The 18831-nt window shown below is 69.0% G+C and carries 17 protein-coding genes; all 17 read right to left on the minus strand.

Annotation, left to right across the window (positions count from 1 at the left end):
• Position 1: 1 nt before the first annotated feature.
• The 17 genes from rpsH to AVP41_RS10460 all read right to left on the minus strand — a co-directional run bounded on the left by rpsH (position 2) and on the right by AVP41_RS10460 (position 18645).
• Entirely contained in the window at positions 2–400 is a 399-nt protein-coding gene (gene rpsH / locus AVP41_RS10380; protein WP_067164049.1) for a 30S ribosomal protein S8, read from the minus strand.
• 66 nt (positions 401–466) lie between these two features.
• Positions 467–1054 carry a 50S ribosomal protein L5 gene (gene rplE, locus AVP41_RS10385; protein ID WP_067164052.1) on the minus strand — a complete coding sequence of 196 codons (588 nt, stop codon included), beginning with the start codon at positions 1052–1054 and terminating at the stop codon, positions 467–469.
• A gap of 2 nt (positions 1055–1056) precedes the next feature.
• On the minus strand, positions 1057–1416 hold the full coding sequence (gene rplX, locus AVP41_RS10390) for a 50S ribosomal protein L24 (protein ID WP_067164054.1): 360 nt from the start codon (positions 1414–1416) through the stop codon (positions 1057–1059).
• 2 nt (positions 1417–1418) lie between these two features.
• Positions 1419–1787 carry a 50S ribosomal protein L14 gene (rplN, locus tag AVP41_RS10395; RefSeq protein WP_067164056.1) on the minus strand — a complete coding sequence of 123 codons (369 nt, stop codon included), beginning with the start codon at positions 1785–1787 and terminating at the stop codon, positions 1419–1421.
• 36 nt (positions 1788–1823) lie between these two features.
• Positions 1824–2090: a 30S ribosomal protein S17 gene (gene rpsQ / locus AVP41_RS10400; RefSeq protein ID WP_067165812.1), complete on the minus strand. Its 267-nt coding sequence runs from the start codon at positions 2088–2090 to the stop codon at positions 1824–1826.
• Positions 2091–2236: 146 nt separating this feature from the next.
• Positions 2237–2551: a 50S ribosomal protein L29 gene (rpmC, locus tag AVP41_RS10405; protein ID WP_067164058.1), complete on the minus strand. Its 315-nt coding sequence runs from the start codon at positions 2549–2551 to the stop codon at positions 2237–2239.
• Positions 2551–2970, minus strand: a complete 420-nt coding sequence (gene rplP, locus AVP41_RS10410) for a 50S ribosomal protein L16 (RefSeq protein ID WP_018171451.1) — start codon at positions 2968–2970, stop codon at positions 2551–2553. Before rplP ends, rpmC begins: the two co-directional genes overlap by 1 nt.
• On the minus strand, positions 2970–3725 hold the full coding sequence (gene rpsC / locus AVP41_RS10415; protein ID WP_067164061.1) for a 30S ribosomal protein S3: 756 nt from the start codon (positions 3723–3725) through the stop codon (positions 2970–2972). Before rpsC ends, rplP begins: the two co-directional genes overlap by 1 nt.
• On the minus strand, positions 3725–4123 hold the full coding sequence (rplV, locus tag AVP41_RS10420; protein WP_067164063.1) for a 50S ribosomal protein L22: 399 nt from the start codon (positions 4121–4123) through the stop codon (positions 3725–3727). Before rplV ends, rpsC begins: the two co-directional genes overlap by 1 nt.
• 38 nt (positions 4124–4161) lie before the next feature.
• Entirely contained in the window at positions 4162–4443 is a 282-nt protein-coding gene (gene rpsS, locus AVP41_RS10425) for a 30S ribosomal protein S19 (RefSeq protein ID WP_018187348.1), read from the minus strand.
• A gap of 12 nt (positions 4444–4455) precedes the next feature.
• The gene (gene rplB / locus AVP41_RS10430; RefSeq protein ID WP_067164066.1) at positions 4456–5295 is read right to left on the minus strand and encodes a 50S ribosomal protein L2; all 840 of its coding nucleotides are present in this window, start codon (positions 5293–5295) and stop codon (positions 4456–4458) included.
• 24 nt (positions 5296–5319) lie between these two features.
• Positions 5320–5631, minus strand: coding sequence for a 50S ribosomal protein L23 (rplW, locus tag AVP41_RS10435; protein WP_067164068.1), 312 nt, complete (start codon positions 5629–5631; stop codon positions 5320–5322).
• Positions 5628–6290, minus strand: coding sequence for a 50S ribosomal protein L4 (gene rplD / locus AVP41_RS10440; RefSeq protein WP_067164070.1), 663 nt, complete (start codon positions 6288–6290; stop codon positions 5628–5630). Before rplD ends, rplW begins: the two co-directional genes overlap by 4 nt.
• Before the next feature lie 2 nt (positions 6291–6292).
• Positions 6293–6952: a 50S ribosomal protein L3 gene (gene rplC / locus AVP41_RS10445; protein WP_067164073.1), complete on the minus strand. Its 660-nt coding sequence runs from the start codon at positions 6950–6952 to the stop codon at positions 6293–6295.
• 11 nt (positions 6953–6963) lie between these two features.
• Positions 6964–7272 carry a 30S ribosomal protein S10 gene (rpsJ, locus tag AVP41_RS10450; protein ID WP_005050520.1) on the minus strand — a complete coding sequence of 103 codons (309 nt, stop codon included), beginning with the start codon at positions 7270–7272 and terminating at the stop codon, positions 6964–6966.
• Between the two features lie 446 nt (positions 7273–7718).
• Complete coding sequence (locus tag AVP41_RS10455) at positions 7719–7934, minus strand: hypothetical protein (RefSeq protein ID WP_067164075.1); 216 nt, start codon at positions 7932–7934, stop codon at positions 7719–7721.
• Positions 7935–8016: 82 nt separating this feature from the next.
• On the minus strand, positions 8017–18645 hold the full coding sequence (locus tag AVP41_RS10460) for a DUF11 domain-containing protein (protein ID WP_067164077.1): 10629 nt from the start codon (positions 18643–18645) through the stop codon (positions 8017–8019).
• Between the last annotated feature and the right edge of the window lie 186 nt (positions 18646–18831).

Genomic DNA, 18831 nt, shown 5'->3' on the forward strand with positions numbered 1-18831 from the left:
ATCACCACACGTAGGCGAGGACTTCCCCACCCACGCCCTTCTGCTCGGCCTGGCGGTCGGTGAGAAGACCGGAGGAGGTGGACAGGATCGCGACGCCGAGGCCCCCGAGGACCTTGGGCAGCTCGGTGGACTTCGCGTAGACGCGCAGACCCGGCTTGGAGACGCGCTTGATGCCGGCGATCGACCGCTCGCGGTTGGGGCCGTACTTCAGCGTCATCGTGAGGGTCTGGCCGACACGGGCGTCGGAGACCTCCCAGCCGGAGATGTAGCCCTCCTGCTGGAGGATCTCGGCGATGTGAGTCTTGAGCTTCGAGCTCGGCAGCGACACGGTGTCGTGGTGTGCCGAGTTCGCGTTGCGCAGACGGGTCAGCATGTCAGCGACCGGGTCTGTCATCGTCATTTCTTGGTTTCCTTTGTTCAGTGGTTTCGGATGCCGTTACACGACAGCCGACCTGCTTGATGGGTCTTACTGGGCGTCGTCCGTCTTGAACGGGAACCCGAGCTGGCGCAGCAGCGAGCGACCCTCGTCATCCGTCTTCGCCGTGGTGACGATCGTGATGTCGAAGCCGCGGACGCGGTCGATCTTGTCCTGGTTGATCTCGTGGAACACGGACTGCTCCTGGAGACCGAACGTGTAGTTGCCGTGACCGTCGAACTGCTTGGGCGACAGGCCACGGAAGTCGCGGATGCGCGGCAGCGCCAGGTTCACGAGACGGTCCAGGAACTCCCACGCGCGGTCGCCTCGGAGGGTGACGTGCGCGCCGATGGCCTGGCCCTCGCGCAGCTTGAATTGCGCGATCGACTTGCGTGCCTTCGTGACGACGGGCTTCTGCCCGGTGATCTTGACGAGGTCGTCGACCGCGCCCTCGATCACCTTGCTGTCGCGAGCCGCCTCGCCGACACCGGTGTTCACGACGACCTTCACGAGACCGGGGATCTGCATGACGTTCGCGTAGCCGAACTCCTCCTGCAGCGCCTTCTTGATCTCGCTCTGGTACTTCTGCTTCAGGCGGGGCTGGATCTTGCCAGCCGCCGCGGCAGTGGTGCTGCTCATGTTCAGAGGTCCTTGCCGCTCTTCTTCGCGTACCGCACACGGACGGTGCGCTTGACGCCGTCCTTCGTCTGCTCCTCGACACGGTGGCCGACGCGGGTCGGCTTCTTGGTCGAGGGGTCGACGACGGCGACGTTGGAGATGTGGATCGGGGCTTCCATCGTCTCGATGCCGCCCGTCTTCGTGCCGCGCTGGGACTGGCCCACGCGGTTGTGCTTGGTGACGTAGTTGACACCCTGGACGATCACGCGGTTCTGCTCCACGAGGACCTCGAGGACCTCGCCCTGCTTGCCGCGGTCGCCGCCCTTGTCCTGCTTCTTACCGGTGATGACCTGAACCAGGTCGCCCTTTTTGATCTTCGCCATGATCAGATGACCTCCGGGGCCAGCGAGACGATCTTCATGAACTTCTTGTCACGAAGCTCACGACCGACCGGTCCGAAGATACGGGTGCCACGGGGCTCCCCGTCGTTCTTCAGGATGACGGCGGCGTTCTCGTCGAACTTGATGTAGGACCCGTCGGCACGACGGACCTGCTTCTTGGTACGGACGACGACGGCCTTGACCACGTCGCCCTTCTTCACGTTGCCGCCCGGGATCGCGTCCTTGACGGTCGCCACGATGATGTCGCCCAGTCCGGCGTAACGGCGGTTCGAACCACCGAGGACGCGGATCGTGAGCAGCTCCTTGGCGCCGGTGTTGTCGGCGACCTTGAGGCGGGACTCAGTCTGAATCACTTCTTACTCCTTGGGTTCCAAGCGAGCCGCGAGGGCTTACTTGGCCTTCTCGAGGATCTCGACCAGACGCCAGCGCTTGGTGGCGCTGAGCGGACGGGTCTCGTTGATGAGCACGAGATCGCCGATGCCGGCGGTGTTCGCCTCGTCGTGGGCCTTGACCTTCGACGTGCGACGGATGACCTTGCCGTAGAGGGGGTGCTTCACGCGGTCCTCGACCTCGACGACGATCGTCTTGTCCATCTTGTCGCTGACGACGTAGCCACGACGCGCCTTGCGGTACCCGCGGGCGTCGGCATCGCGCACGTCGTGCGCAGCGGACTCGTGGCCGGCGGCCGGGGCGACGACCTCGGCCGCGGGGGCCTCGACCTTCGCCGCAGCCGGCTTCTTGGCGGGAGCCTTCTTGGGGGCCGCAGCCTTGGCGGCCGGTGCCTTCTTCTCCGTGTCAGCCATCACTCGGCCTCTTCCTTCGCGGCCTCGTCGGCGGCGTCCGCCTTCTTGGCCTTGGTCTTCTTCGCCTTCGTCGCGACCTCAGCGGGAGCGGGCGTGGCACGGATGCCGAGCTCGCGCTCACGGATCACGGTGTAGAGCCGCGCGATGTCGCGCTTGACGGCGCGGATGCGGCCGTGGCTCTCGAGCTGGCCGGTGGCCGACTGGAAGCGCAGGTTGAACAGCTCTTCCTTGGCCTTGCGCAGCTCCTCGACGAGGCGCTGGTCTTCGAACGTGTCGAGCTCGCTCGGGGCGAGCGTCTTGGTACCGACGGCCATTACGCGTCGCCCTCCTCGCGCTTGATGATGCGTGCCTTCAGCGGCAGCTTGTGGATTGCACGGGTGAGCGCCTCACGAGCGAGTTCCTCGTTGACGCCCGCGACCTCGAACAGGACGCGGCCCGGCTTGACGTTGGCGACCCACCACTCGGGCGAGCCCTTACCCGAACCCATGCGGGTTTCCGCAGGCTTCTTGGTGAGCGGGCGGTCGGGGTAGATGTTGATCCACACCTTTCCACCACGCTTGATGTGACGAGTCATCGCGATACGAGCGGACTCGATCTGACGGTTGGTCACATAGGCGGGCGTCAGCGCCTGGATCCCGAACTCACCGAACGACACCTTGGTGCCACCGGTGGCCTGGCCGCTACGGCCCGGGTGGTGCTGCTTGCGGTACTTGACCTTGCGGGGAATAAGCATCAGGCAGACGCTCCTTCTGCGACGGGGGCCTCGGCGCGGGGGCCACGGCGGCGGTCGCCACGGTCGTCACGACCGCGGGACTTGGGCGCGTTGGCCTGCTCGCGCGCGAGCTCCTTGTTGGTGAGATCGCCCTTGTAGATCCAGACCTTCACGCCGATACGGCCGAAGGTGGTCTTGGCCTCGTAGAAGCCGTAGTCGATGTTCGCGCGGAGCGTGTGCAGCGGCACGCGACCCTCGCGGTAGAACTCCGACCGGCTCATCTCGGCGCCGCCGAGACGACCGGAGACCTGGATCCGGACACCCTTCGCGCCGGCGCGCTGAGCGCCCTGCAGGCCCTTGCGCATCGCACGGCGGAACGCCACACGAGCAGACAGCTGCTCGGCGATCCCCTGCGCGACCAGCTGAGCGTCGGCCTCGGGGTTCTTGACCTCGAGGATGTTCAGCTGGATCTGCTTGCCGGTGAGCTTCTCGAGGTCGGCACGGATGCGCTCGGCCTCGGCGCCGCGGCGGCCGATGACGATGCCCGGACGGGCGGTGTGGATGTCGACGCGGACGCGGTCACGCGTGCGCTCGATCTCGATCCCGCTGACGCCGGCCCGGTCGAGCTGGGTCTGCAGGAGCTTGCGGATCTTGATGTCCTCGGCCACGTAGTCGGCGTAACGCTGGCCCGGCTTGGTGGAGTCGGAGAACCAACGCGACACGTGGTCCGTGGTGATGCCGAGGCGGAAGCCGTACGGGTTTACTTTCTGTCCCATTACTTGCTCGCCTTCTTGGTCGTGGTCGCGGCCGGCGCATCGGCAACCTCGGGGGTTGCGAGCTCGATCGTGATGTGGCTCGTGCGCTTCTTGATCTGGAAGGCGCGACCCTGGGCGCGGGGCTGGAAACGCTTGAGCGTCGTGCCCTCGTCCACGTACGCGTTCTTCACGTACAGGTCCTGCTCGTCCAGGAACTCGCCGTCCTTGTCCGCCTTCACGCGGGCGTTGGCGACCGCAGCGGCGACGAGCTTGTAGATCGGCTCGCTGGCACCCTGGGGAGCGAACTTCAGGATGGCGAGAGCCTCCTGAGCCTGCTTTCCCTTGATGAGCGCGACGACACGACGAGCCTTCTGAGGGGTCACGCGGATGTGCTTCACGCGTGCGATGGATTCCACCATGTCTCTCCTCCTCTAGTCCTCTCTGGAACGCCCCCGCGTCAGCGGCGGCGGCCCTTCTTGTCGTCCTTCTCGTGGCCGCGGAAGGTGCGGGTGGGCGCGAACTCGCCCAGCTTGTGGCCGACCATGGTCTCGGACACGAACACGGGGATGTGCTTGCGTCCGTCGTGCACGGCGATGGTGTGTCCCAGCATGGCGGGGATGATCATCGAACGGCGCGACCAGGTCTTGATGACGTTCTTGGTGCCGGCTTCGTTCTGCGAGACGACCTTGCGAAGCAGGTGCTCGTCGACGAAGGGGCCCTTCTTAAGGCTGCGAGGCATCTTCCTCTACTCCTACTTGCGCTTCTTGCCGGCGTTGCGACGGCGGACGATGTACTTGTCGCTTTCCTTGTTGGGGTGGCGGGTACGACCCTCAGCCTGGCCCCAAGGAGTGACGGGGTGACGTCCACCGGACGTCTTGCCCTCACCACCACCGTGCGGGTGGTCGACCGGGTTCATCGCGACACCGCGGACGGTCGGGCGCACGCCCTTCCAACGCTTGCGGCCGGCCTTGCCCCAGTTGATGTTGGACTGCTCGGCGTTGCCGACCTCGCCGATCGTGGCGCGGCAGCGCGCGTCCACGTTGCGGATCTCACCCGAGGGCAGACGCAGCTGCGCGTAGGGGCCGTCCTTGGCGACGAGACGCACCGAGGTGCCCGCCGAACGCGCCAGCTTCGCGCCGCCGCCGGGACGGAGCTCGATCGCGTGGATCACCGTACCGGTGGGGATGTTGCGCAGCGGCAGGTTGTTGCCGGGCTTGATGTCGGCGCCGGCGCCGGACTCCACGACGTCGCCCTGCTGCAGCTTGTTCGGGGCGAGGATGTAGCGCTTCTCACCGTCGAAGTAGTGCAGGAGCGCGATGCGCGCCGTGCGGTTGGGGTCGTACTCGATGTGAGCGACCTTGGCGTTGACACCGTCCTTGTCGTTGCGACGGAAGTCGATCACGCGGTACTGGCGCTTGTGGCCACCACCGATGTGACGGGTCGTGATGCGGCCCTGGTTGTTGCGGCCACCGGTCTTGGCGAGCGGGCGCAGCAGCGACTTCTCGGGCGTCGATCGCGTGATCTCGGCGAAGTCAGCCACCGACGAACCGCGACGACCCGGGGTCGTGGGCTTGTACTTGCGAATAGCCATGTTCGTTGTCCTCTATCCCGACCGTCAGCCGACTGCCGTGAAGATGTCGATGGTGCCCGACTTCAGCGTGACGATGGCGCGCTTGGTGTCCTTGCGCTTGCCGGTGCCGAAACGGGTGCGACGGGCCTTGCCCACGCGGTTGATGGTGTTCACCGCGGCGACCTTGACGCCGAAGATCTTCTCGATGGCGAGCTTGATCTCGGTCTTGGTGGCGCGCGGGTCCACGAGGAACGTGTACTTGCCCTCGTCGATGAGCCCGTAGCTCTTCTCCGAGACGACCGGCTTCAGGATGATGTCGCGCGGGTCCTTGTTGAGGGCGATGTTCGCGGTGCTCATGCCGAGACCTCCTCGGTGGCGCCGGCCTTCGCAGCGACGAACGCGTCGTAGGCGGCCTTGGTGAAGACGATGTCGTCGGAGACGAGCACGTCGTAGGCGTTGAGCTGACCGACGGGCAGCACGTGGACGTACGCGAGGTTGCGCACGCTCTTGATGGTGAGCTCGTCCTCGCGGTCGATGACCACGAGCACGTTCTTCACGGCGCCGAGACCGGCCAGCACGGAGGCGGCCGCCTTGGTCGAGGGCGCGCCCTCGATGCCGAAGGAGTCGACGATGTGCAGGCGTCCACCGCGAGCACGATCGCTGAGCGAGCCGAGCAGGGCCGCGGCGATCATCTTCTTGGGGGTGCGCTGCGCGTAGTCGCGCGGCTTCGGGCCGTGGACGATGCCACCACCGGTCATGTGCGGCGCGCGGATCGAGCCCTGACGGGCGTTACCCGTGCCCTTCTGCTTGAAGGGCTTGCGGCCGGCACCCGAGACCTCACCGCGACGCTTGGTCGAGTGAGTGCCCTGGCGCGCCGCGGCGAGCTGCGCGACGACGACCTGGTGGATGAGCGGGATGTTCGTCTTGACGTCGAACAGCGCGGCGGGCAGCTCCACGGAGCCGGCCTTCTTGCCGTCTGCCTTCACGACGTCGAGCGCGAGAGTCGAGTCAGCCATGATCAGGCACCCTTCACTGCGTTGCGGACGTAGACGATGCGGCCGCGCGCGCCGGGGACGGCGCCCTTGACGAGCAGCAGACCCTTCTCGGCGTCGACGGCGTGCACCGTGAGGTTGAGGACGGTCACGCGCTCGCCACCCATACGGCCGGCCATGCGCATGCCCTTGAAGACACGGCTCGGGGTCGACGAGGCGCCGATCGAACCGGGCTTGCGGTGGTTGCGGTGCGCACCGTGCGAAGCCGAGACGCCCTTGAAGTTGTGGCGCTTCATGACACCCGCGGTGCCCTTGCCCTTGCTGGTGCCGACGACGTCGACCCGCTGGCCGGCCTCGAAGGTGGCGTCGACGGTGAGCTCCTGACCGAGTGAGTAGTCAGCGGCATCGGCCGTGCGGACCTCCGTGAGGTGGCGGCGCGGGGTCACGCCGGCGGCCTCGAAGTGGGCCGTCTGCGGCTTGTTGACCTTGCGGGGGTCGATCTGCCCGTAGGCGATCTGAACCGCGTTGTAGCCGTCCTTCTCGGGCGTGCGAACCTGGGTGACCACGTTCGGCGCGACCTCGATGACGGTGACGGGAACGAGCTTGCCGTTCTCGTCCCAGACCTGGGTCATGCCGAGCTTGGTGCCCAGGAGACCCTTCGAAATCTTCTCGTTGATGTGTGCCATGGTCGTCGTCCTCAGAGCTTGATCTCGATGTTGACGTCGGCCGGCAGGTCGAGGCGCATCAGCGAGTCGACGGCCTTGGGCGTCGGGTCGATGATGTCGATCAGACGCTTGTGGGTGCGCATCTCGAAGTGCTCGCGGCTGTCCTTGTACTTGTGGGGCGACCGGATGACGCACACGACGTTCTTCTCGGTCGGAAGGGGCACGGGGCCCACGACGGTCGCGCCCGCACGGGTCACGGTGTCGACGATCTTTCGCGCCGACGTGTCGATGACCTCGTGGTCATACGACTTCAGGCGAATGCGGATCTTCTGTCCCGCCATTGTCTGCTCACTCTCTTTTCTCGCGTCGTACCTCGGGGGCATTGGACGCACGTGGCGCGGTTACGCCGGGTACTTCGTTCCCGGTCCGGATCACGGACGCGGGACGTGCTGCACCGCTGTTCTGATGTCAGTCCGGCCCGCCCGCACGCATGCGGAACCCGTTTCCAGGTGAGGGTCGGATGTGTTGTTCTGCTGCCCGCGGCCTAGGACCCTGCACCGTGTCCTCGAAGGAGGAGGTGCCGCCTATGCACTGCCCTGGCAGTGATCCCGCGTCGCGCTGGTGCACACGCAGGAATGTGGAACCTGACTAGTCTACGTGTCGCCCGGGCGTGTCGCAAACTCGGGCGTGTCGCGCCTCCGCCGAGGCGTGTCGCGTCGCCCGCGCCCCGGCACGACGCGGCGGAGGGGCGGATGCCCGATGCACCCGCCCCTCCGGTTCGAGGCTGCTACTCGTTGCCGATCTTCGAGTCGATGGTCCCCCGGATGTCGTCCACCGTGCCGTGGGCGGACTCGGGAGCGACCTTCTTGACGAAGTCCGCGGCGGCGTCCAGCACGTTGTCGCTGACCTCTTCCGCCTTGTCCGAGGCCAGCGTCTCTTCGATCTTGTCCTTGTTCTGCTCCAGGAACTCCTTGCCCTGGTTGACGAGGTCTTCGATTCCCATACGGTCCCCCTCCGGTCGGTAGGCGCCTCCGGCGGGCGCCGCAGTGCGTGATTCACATCATGGCCGCGGCGCCCCGTCCGGTCTAGGGGCTGGTCTGCTCCCGACGCCGGGCCCGCCACAGCCCGAGGCCGCCGAGCAGCAGCAGGCCGAGCGCGAACGGCAGGATCGGAACGAGCGTCCCCCCGGTGGCGGGGAGGTCGACGACCGTGACGCCACCGACCGCCGCGTCCGACTTCACTCCGCGACCCGCGTCGGAAGAGACCGTGGCGGTGTTGACGAGGTCGCCGGTGGCGCTCGCGGCGACCACGACCGTCACCACGAGCGTCGCCTTCTGGCCGACGTCGAGCCGATCCAGTGTGCAGGTGACCACGGCGGCGGTCTTCTCGCACGAGCCGTCCGCGCCCTGCAAGGCGGCCGCGCGCGCGATGAGCCCCTCCGGCAGTTCGTCCGTCACCGTGATCGGCCCCGGATCCTCGGTGGGTCCCTGGTTGACCACGGTGATCTCGTACCGCGCCTCCGCGCCCGTGACGAGCTCATCGAGCCGTGTCTTGGTGATCACGAGGTCGCTCTGCGGAGGCACCGCGACGGTGGCAGTCGAGGCGTTGTCGCCGAGGGTGTCCTCGTCTTCCGGCGTCGTCGCGGTGACGCTCGCGGTGTTGGCGACCTCCGGATAGGCAGCGGGAAGCACCCGCACCTCCACGGTCACCTCGGGAGCCGTCGCTCCGGCCGCGAGCACGTCCCGCAGGCACAGCACCTGACCCTCCGCGGCGTCGTGGGCGCACTCCCATCCGATACCGGTGACCGCCACGATCTCGAGACCGGAGGGGAGCGGATCGGTGATCCGCACACCTCGCGCCTGAGAAGGCCCGGCGTTGCGCACCGTCAGGGCGTAGGTGAAGGTGTCGCCGACCTCGGGCGTGCCGACCGCCTTCTTCACGATCGACAGGTCGACGCGCTCCGCCACGGTGCCCTCCGCGGTGGCGGTGTCGTTCTCGGACCGCGGGTCGGGGGTCTCCGCAGACACCGTGGCCGTGTTGACGATGTCACCCTGCAGGTCTTCGTCGGCGGTCACCACCAGCGTGAACGTCGCCGACGTCGCGGGGGCGAGGACGCCCCCGTACGTGCAGCGGACATCGTCCGACCCGTCGGACGGCGGCGCGCACGTCCACGAGGCACCGTCGACGGAACGGTACGACAGCCCGGCGGGCAACGTGTCGGTCACCGTGATCCCGCGCGCCGCGGAGGGCCCGAGGTTGGTGACCGTCAGCGCGTAGGCGCCCGCGCCGCCCGCGACGATCGACTGGCTGACCACCTTGGTGAGCGCGAGATCGGCTGTCTCCCCGACCGTGGAGACGGTGTGGTCACTGTTGGGCACGCCGTCGTGGTCGGGTGTGAGCCCCGGTGTCACCGACACGTCGTTGCGGATCGTCCCCTGCACCGACGGTGCGACCAGACCCGTGACGGTGATGAGGGGTGCCGCGCCGAGGTCGAGGTCTTCCGACCGGGTGCAGGTGACGCGCTCTCGGCCGTCCGGCCCGGCCTCCGCGGGCCGGCAGTCCCAGCCCTCACCGGTGGCCGAGACGAAGGAGACTCCCGCCGGGAGTGTGTCGACCACGGTGATCGGGTCCGCCTCGGTCGCGTCGGAGTCGGACGGGCCGAGGTTCGACACCGCCACCGTCCAGACGATCTCCTGCCCGGCGACGATGTCGGCGGCGTCGGTGACAACCTCCTTGCGCACCCCGAGGTCGGCGATCTCCGTGATCTGCACGCTGTCCTCGGCGCCGTCGTTGCCGGGCTCCGGGTCGGACGTGAAGCCCGGGGCGACGATGGCCGAGTTCGTCACCGTGCCGTTCAGATCCGGCGCGAGCGCCACTCGGAGGTCCAGCGAGACGGCCTCGCCCACGGCGATCGTCTCGGCGAGGAGACAGCGCACCGTCTGCGGGTCGTCGTCGTCCGCCGTGCACGACGGGTCGCTTCCGTCCGCGACGAGGGTGACCCCGTCGGGTAGCACATCGGTGACGACGATCGGGTTCTGGGCATCGGCGAGCGAGTCGCTCGGGCCCTCGTTGGAGACCCGGAGGGTCCAGGTGAACTCCCGACCCGCGACGGCGGACTCGCCCGCCTCATGGGACTTCGACAGCGCGAGGTCCGCGGTCGTGACAAGGGTTCCGATCACCGATGCCGTGTTGTTGGTCTCGTCGGGATCCGGCGTGCTCGACGAGACGACCGCGGTGTTCGCGACGCTCCCGGTCAGCGCTGCACTGGCGGCGACCTCGATGACGAGGTCGACCGGCGCTCCCCCCGGAGCGATGACGCCGTCGTACCGACACGTCAGCTCGGTCGGGTCCTCGGAGTCGGTCGTGCACGTCCACGGCGTCTCGATGCCGTCCTCCCCGACGACCCGCTGGAAGGTCAGGACCGCCGGAAGCGTGTCGACGACCGTCACGTCTCGCGCTGCACTGGGTCCGGCGTTGGTCACCTGAAGGAGATAGGTGCCCGTGGACCCGGCCACGACCGCCGACGCGACGTCCTTGCGCAGGCGCAGGTCCGCCGACTCCCCGACGATGGAGGACGCGGTGTCCTCGTCGTTGCCCTCGGCGTCTGCGGGCTGCGCAGTGCGTCCGGGGGTGACGCGGGCGGTGTTGGCGATGGTCCCCTGAACCTCGGCACCGATCGAGGCGTCGAGGAGGAAGACCTGGGGTTCGTCGGTGGCGAGGTCGCGAGCCAGCTCGCAGCGCACCGACGTCCCGTCTCCGGAGAGATCGCAGGTCCAGTCCTCCGACGGGGGCGTGATCCGGGTCGCGGTGACCCCGGCAGGGAGAGTGTCGGTCACGACGATGGGCGCTTCCGCGTCGGCGTCGGAGTTGGAGGGACCGACGTCGGAGACGGTGAGACGCCACTGGATGGGCTGGCCCGCGACGATGTCCTCCGCCGCCGTGACGACCTCCTTGACGAGAGCGAGGTCTGCCACCTCGATCACGCGAGGAGAGACGGCCGTGGCTTCATCGGGCCACACCGGCGAGGCCGGCTGGGGCGTGAGCGCCGGAGCGACGCGCACGGTGTTGGACAGCGTGCCGGTGACCGCCTCGTCGACCTCGACCGTGAGAGCGATCGTCACCCGGTCGCCCGGTCGGAGGGTCGCTCCGATCTCGCAGCGCACCTCTTCGTCGGCGCCTGCGACACAGTCGGCGCCCTCAGCGGAGACGAACCGCGTTCCGGCCGCGAGGGCGTCCGTGACGACGAGCGGCTCGTCGGACGTGGCCACCGAGTCACTCGGGCCATGATTGGTGACCTCGATCGTCCAGGTGTACTCGCGTCCCGCCGTCGGGATGCCGACGCCGGCCTTGGTGATGCCGAGATCCGCGAACGTCACCACCGAGACGTCGACATCGCTCTGGGGCGATGCAGGGTCGGAGGGCGAGGAGGCCGTCGCGACGTTCGTGATCGCCCCGGCGGGAAGCGAGGCGTCGATGGCTGCGACGATCTCCAGCACGGGGGCCTGGGAACCCGCCGCAAGAGTGAGGGCGGAGCCGGCGGCGTCCTGCAGTTCACAGGCGACCTCTCCCGAGGCCGGTGCGCAGGACCAGCGGGCGGAGCCGCCGATCGTGGACGCGGAGACGAAGGTCGCGCCTTCCGGGAGGGCGTCGGTCACGACGACCGAGGCAGCCGCGTCGGACGGTCCGCGGTTGCCGACAGCCAGACGGAAGATCGCCGTGCCGCCGGCGGCAACGGTGGGCGTCGTCGTGGTCTTGGTGATCGTCAGCTCGCTGACGGCCGACACCTCGACGGAATCGGTGTCGGTGGCCGTCGCCGGCTCACCCGTTTCCCCGTCGATCGTGGCCGACGAGGCGGTCGCGCGATTGGTGATCACCGCCGCGTCGACGACCGACGAGCGGACCGTGGTGGTGACGGTCAGCACGACCTCCCCTCCCGCGGGGATCTTTCCGATCGTGCAGGAGAGGGCGGGCGCATCCACACACGTCACGCCCTCGGGCGCCTCGACGTCGTCGAGGACGAGGCGCGGATCGATGACGTCGGCCAGGGTCACGTCCCGCGCGTCGGAAGGACCGTCGTTGCCGATCCGGATCGTCCAGTCCACGGGCTCGCCGGCGCGGACGACATCCGCTGAGGCCACCTTTTCCAGCGTGAGCGAGGCCCGCTGGATGACGGGGAGATCGACAGCATCGACGTTGTTCTGCGGGTGGGGGTCGGTGGTGGTCGAGGTCACCGACGCCGCATTGGTGAGCGTCGTGCCGTCGAAGGACGCCGCGATCCGGACGGTCACCGACGTGTTCCAGGCCGACTCCGCGGCCGCGAGGCCCGCAGGCTTGCTACAGGTCAGCACGCGGCCGTCCGCCGCGCAACCCGCCGGGAGAGGCGTCACGAAGGACATCCCCGTGGGAAGCGTGTCGACGAGGGTGAGCGCACCCGCGTCGGAAGGACCCAGGTTGTCGACGCGGAGTGTGTACTGCGCGGTCTCGCCCGCGACCACGGGGTCTCCCGGCGCACCCCCGGTCGGACGCACGTTCTTGGTCAGCTCGAGATCGGCACGAGGCTGCGCCGGACCGGGCTGGGCGGACGCCCGGGGGCGCGGCTCATCCTGCTGCTCGTACCACTGCGAAGAGGCGGCCGCGGTGTTGAGCAGGTCGGCGGGGTCGCCGCGGAAGCCGGGCGCGAGCATCACGGTGTACTCCACCGCAGGTGCGGCCTCTCCCGAAGCGAGAGTCCCGGTCAGGGTGAAGGTCACCGTGCGGCCGGACACCTCCACGTCCCAGGCCGAGGCACCCGCCGTGATCTCCCGGAACGACGTGGCGGCGGGAAGGGTGTCGACGACGAACACACCGCGCGCGTCCGACGGCCCGCGATTGCCGACCTGGATGCGATACGCGATCGGCTCGCCCGGGACGACGGCGGCGGGCGGTGCGGGGTCGATGACGGACTTGACGATCGTGAGGTCCTCGCGCACCGCCACGTCGGTGCGGGCCGTGGCGGTGTTGTTGGAGGACGTCGGGTCGGTGGTCACCGGCGCGACGGTCGCGGTGTTGACGACCACGTCGTCTCCCGCGGCGACATCGGCGTTCACCGTGGCGCGCACGCGCACCGATACGGCGTCGCCGACGGCGAGGTCGGAAGCGAGAGCGCAGCGCAGTGTCGCGCCGGAGAGCGCGCATCCCGAAGGAACGGTGCCGACCAACTCCGGCGCCGACACCGAAGCCGGTAGCGCGTCGGTGAGGACGATCGGGGCGACGCTGGAACCACGCGAGACGGAGGGCCCGTTGTTGCGCACGGTCACGACCCACTCGATCGCCTCGCCCGCGGTGACAGGGCCGGTAGCGGGAACGGTCACCGTCTTCGTCACGGCCAGGTCGGCCGAGGTGGCCACCGATCCGGTCGCCGAGGAGGTGTTGTTCCCCGGCTCCCGATCCTCGGTGCGCGCCGCGACGCTGGCTGTGTTGGGGACCGCGGTGCCCTGCGCCACCGTGGAAGCGATCGCGACAGTGACCGTGATCGCCGGCCACGACGATCCACCGGCGAGCGTGTCGGTGCTCGTCTGGCGGGCGCAGCTGAAGGCGCCGGCACCGTCGGGGGTGCTGCAGACCCAACCGCTGCCCGCGGCGCTGACGAAGGTCACGCCGCTGGGGAGGCTCAGCGTGTCGGTGACGGTCACTCCCACGGCCGGGTCGGATCCGGCGCCGTTGCTCACCACGAGCTGGAAGGTTCCGGTGCCGCCCGCGGTGAAGGTCCCCGCGGACTTCTGGATGCGCAGGTCGGCCTGGTGGATGCGAGCCTGAGCGGTGCCCGTCGTCCCCACATACGAGCCGCTGCCGTTGTTGTACGAGGTCCCGCCCGTGGCGTCGGTGACGTCAGCGGCGCGGGCGGTGTTGACGTGCGCCGTGCCGCTGCCGACGGCGACCGAGGACCCGGCGACGGCGCGGTAGGTGAGTGTGTGGCTCTGCGACGGGGCCAGCGCCCCCAGGTCCGCCCAGGTCAGGGTCTGCCCGGTGATCACGGGATCGCCCGCGCTTGCCCCACCGATCGCGGCGGAGCCCGGGACGTAGCTCCACCCCGCCGGGAGGGTGTCGACGGCATCCAGCGCCGTCGCGGTCGCCGTCCCGCCGTTGGTGAGCACCACCTGGAACGTGACGTCGTCGCCGATGTAGACCGGGTTCGCCGTGACCTGGCTCTTGACGGTGTTGACGAGCGGGAAGGCCGGAGTCACCGAGGCGGTGGCCGCGGCTCCCGGTCCGAAGGACTTCCCCGCGGCGGCGAGCGAGGTCCAGGACTGCGGCACGACACTGTTGGTGAGCGCGGCCCCGGAGAGGGTCGCAGCGGCGGCGAGCGTGGCCGGGTACGTGAACGATCGCGGCGTTCCCGGGACGAGCTGCGCCAGGCTCCATGTGATCGTCCGTGCCGACGCGTTCCACACGCCTCCGCCGCTGACGGTGGCACCGTCGGCGAGCGGTGTGCGATCGGAGGCGGAGACCACGGGGATGACACCCGCCGGGACCGCGTCGACGACGACGACGTTGTAGGCGACGACGTTGTTGGTGGACGCGGTCGCCTGAGCACCCACCGTGTAGGTGAAGATCTGTCCCTGCGACTTGCGCACCGCACTGTCGCTGACCGACTTGGTCACCGTGACGGCCGGGCGCCGCACCACGATGGTGGAGTTCGCCGAGGCGGCGCTGTCGTTCCAGGTGCCGCTGGCGGAGGTCTGCGGCGTTCGAGCAGCGTAGTCCCAGCGGAGCACGCCCTGGTTGGAGTACGAGGAGTTGTTGTCCTGCGCGGAGGTGATGGTCGTGGGGATCTGGATCGAGAACGTCAGCGTGACCGTCCTGCTGGTCGTCGCCGCCGGGAGGTCGCCGAGGAGCACCCCGAACGTGCGGCCGTTGGGAGTGAGTGTCTGCGCGTCGGCACAGAGCTCGGCGGGTGCGCACGAGGGCGTGCCGACGAGCGCTCCCGCACTGGCCGGGAAGACCGAGGGCAACGCGTCGGTGATCGCGGCGTTGTAGAACGTGGTGTGCGCGGGAAGCGTCGCCGAGATGGTCCAGGTGACGGTCTCCCCCGCAACGTAGATGTTGGTGGGCGACAAGCGATCGGCCGTCTTGGTCACCGTCGGACGCTGCACATTGACGGTCGCGGACCGCTGCGGCGACACGACGGTGCGTTCCCCCGCCACCGTGCCGGCGAGCGTGCTCCCGCTCAGCTGGGCGGTGTTGACGTACGCCGTTCCGGAGACGGCGTCATCCGGCAGGGTGGCCGAGTAGGTGAGGGTCTGCGGGACGCCGGGGGCCAGGGCGTCCGGAAGCGTCCACGTCACCCGTTGGGTTCCGGTCGCGCAGCCGTTGGCGCCCGTGCCCGCGACGGGGCCGGTCATCCCGGCGGGAAGCGATCCGAGGAGGAGCCCGCCCGGGACGCAGTCGGTGACGACGGCGTCGTGGAGCGGGGGCTGTCCCGCCGGGGTCGACGCGGTCAGGCGGAAGAAGACCGTCTCGCCGCCGGCCGCGGTGACGGCAGAGGCATATCCCGATCCGCTCGTGCGGGAGACCTGCTTGGCGAGGTCGGGGGCGGGGACAACGACCGTGATCTGCGCGGAGTCGGTCGCTCGGACGACGGCGCCGGTATCGGCCGCCGCCGGCGTGCTGGTGAGGTCTACGCGATTGGTCAGCGCCGCACCGTGGGCATTGGCGCCGGTGTCGGCGACACGCATCGTCAGCCGCACCGTGAACTCGGCCGGATCGTCGGAGGCGTTGGTCCACGTGGTCGGGAAGAGGAGGTCGCCGTAGCGGGCGTCGGCCGGATCGGTGCAGAGACGGAACTCGTCGGCGTCCCGCGCGCAGCCCGCCGCCGAGACGATGCCGGCGGGCCCGGTGAGGGTCGGGCTTCCCGCGGCCGCCCATCGCGCCGCTGCCGGGGGCTGCTCGTCGAGCACCCCGTTGAAGATGCTCGTGCGCGCCGGGAGCGTCGCGGTGTACTCCCAGGTCACGGTCTCACCGATGGTCGCCTGGGTCAGCGCGGAGTTGTTCGTCTCCGTGACGCTCGTCTCGACGACCGCCTTGTCGGCCGACGCCCCGGCGAGGGTGATCGTCGCGGAGTCGGCGGCCTCGGCCGCGGTGGGAGTCTCGTCGGGATAGGCGCCGACCGGGTTGACCGGGTAGAAGCCCGCTCCGCCCGCCGCGGGATCGAGCCCGTTCGTGCTCACCGCGGTGAAGCGGGTGACCGCCGCCGTGTTGGTGTGCGAGGACGAGATCGACAGCGGCGACGGGACGGTCAGCGTGTAGGAGATCCTCGCGGACTCCCCGCCTCGCAGCGGGTCGGCCGCGCGATCGAGCACCCATGTCACCACGACGCGGCCATCGGCGCGAGTCGTGCAGTTCTCCGGCGCGATCGCGGGAGAGGCCGAGGTGATGTCGGCGCAGTCGAAGCCCGCGGGGAGGAGATCCCACACCTCGATCTCGTCGAGCGGGTAGTCGGTCAGGCTGCCGGCCGTCCCGTCGTGGGTGACGTCGATCGTGAAGACGAGCGACTGTCCCTCTCGGACGGGAGTCAGGGCGTCCGCGCCGTCGACCTTCTTCTGCAGCGAGAGCGGCGGCGCCGGAGCGAGAGTGAGATCGACATCATCGCGCAGGCCCACCACACCACTGTCACCCGACGTGTACCGCAGCTTCGCGAGGTTTCCGGTGACGCGGGGCTTGGTCTCAGGGACGCTGTCGATGCGCGCGAGGATGAACAGCTCGAGATCGTCGCCCGGCGCCACGTAGAAGGTGTTTCCGACCTCTTCCCCCAGTTGCCAGCGCGACGTGGTCGCGGGGTTCGCGCCCAGACCCGTGACGGTCGTCCACCCGGCGCCCTCGGTGGCCGACCAGCCGACCATCGATGCGCCGACGGGAAGGAAATCGCTCACCACGACGTCGCGCGTCGCAACGCCGACGGGGAAGTCTCCCGTGATCCGGAAGCAGACGAGGTCCCCCAGCTGCAGCGCGGGGACGTCGTCGCCGGTCGGTGAGGTGTAGTCACTCGTCGCGGAGCAGGTGGTGCCGGAACCCGATACCCCGGTGATGGGCGTACGGTCGGGGTTCGCCCAGATCGCCTTGGCCATGCGCACGCTGCTCGTGCCGATGCTGACCGTGGAGTCGTTGCGCCCGGGTGCCGCTCCCTCGTCGACCGTGTTGTCGGCGACGGGGCTCACGGTGCCGGAGAGGGTCACCCGGTTGGCGAAAGAGTCTCCGACCGAGGTGCGGCTTCCATCGTGATAGAAGTCACGCATGAAGACGGCGTAGTCGAGGGTCGTCACGTCGTTCTCGGGTCGGTCGGTGATCGCGAAGGAGACCGTGAACCGACCGGTGTCCGCGTCGTATTCCGCGGACTGCATGACGCCTCCCCCGGCGACCTCCCCCGCGCCGCTCGCGGCGTCGGCGCACTCCGCGGGCCACGTGTCACCGCCCGGCGAGACACCTTCGGGGAGAACGGGACACATGCCGTCGGGCACGGTGTCGACCACGCGAACGTCGTCGGCATCGATGTACTGACTCGTCCGGATCGTCAGCGTGTAGGGCTTGGTCTGCCCCGCGACGAAGTCGCCGCTGCTGGTGGTCTTCACCACACCGATGTCGAGGACCGTGACGGTCTCCTCCGCCGTGGTGGTGATCTCCTTCGCTCCGCCTTCGACCACGTCGCCCCGGTACGAGCCGGAGGCCTCCGCCGTGTTCGTCACCGCATACCCGCCGGTCGTCGGCCGGGTCGGGGCGCCGGGCTCCGTCGCGCCGGGAAGCGTCACTTCCCGAAGCGCCACGTAGGCACGGTACGTCAGGTCGATGGTCCTGCCGGCCGCAACGTTTCCGAGGTCCCAGGTGAGCTGGGTGAACACCTCGCCATCCACATCGACGATCTCGCAGGTGAAGTCGCCGTCGTCACAGCCGACGACGGTGAACGTCGCGGGCACGAAGTCCTCCACGACCACGCCGTCGGTGCCGGCGACCTGGGCGGTCCTCACCGTCACGGTGTAGGTGGCGGGGTTCTCGGGACCGCGGTAGACCTCGTTCTCCGCGTTCCCTGTCTCTTTCTTGGTCAGCGACAGGGCGATGACGGTGACCGTCGCATCGACGGACCCGCCCTCCGAGGCACCCTCGACGACGGGCGCTCCCGCATCGGGCACGGTGACGTCGGCGAGCATCCGCTCGTCGTCGTTGGCGTACACGCCAGAGCCGACCGTGAAGCTGGCACCCACGGGATAGCGCTCGGTGTCGGCACGGATCGCGAAGGAGACCGAGGTCGAGGCTCCCTCCGGCAGATCGGCGACGTTCTCCCAGATCAGCACCTGCCCGCGATAGGCTTCCTCGGCATCGGGGTCCGCGGGATCGGGTGTCCACGGCACGATCCGGGGCTCGCCCACACCGTTGGCGCCCCCCGGCGTCGCAGACCCCGGAACGTAGCTGACTCCCACGGGGAGCACCACGACGGCGGTCGCGTTGTAGAGGTCCACGCCGTCCGGGTTGCTCGCGCGCACGGTCACGCGTCCTTCCCCACCGGCGAGCACCGTCTCCCCCGTCGAGGTCACGACGACGCCGTCGGTGGTGCCGACAGGTTCGATGGCCGACGCGGGCGCAGCCGGAAGGGCGATGATTCCGAGAGCGGCGACAAGAGCGACGACGAGAGCGATCGACCACCGCTTCATCATCGGAGCGCGCGCAGGCAGGACGGACGTGAGCATGACGGACCTCAGAGTCACGGGAAGAACTCGGCCGGCTCGGGGGCGCGCGGTCGAGGCAGGAGTCGGGGTGCTCCCGCTGTTCACCCTAGCGAAACAGCGCCGTCCGTCCGGAGCCTGCGGAATTCTTGAGCGAATCCTGAGGTGAGCTCCGCCCGGGCACGAGAAAGGGGGCCGGATCCCGAAGGA

Source organism: Microbacterium sp. TNHR37B (assembly GCF_001620065.1).
Taxonomy (GTDB): domain Bacteria; phylum Actinomycetota; class Actinomycetes; order Actinomycetales; family Microbacteriaceae; genus Microbacterium.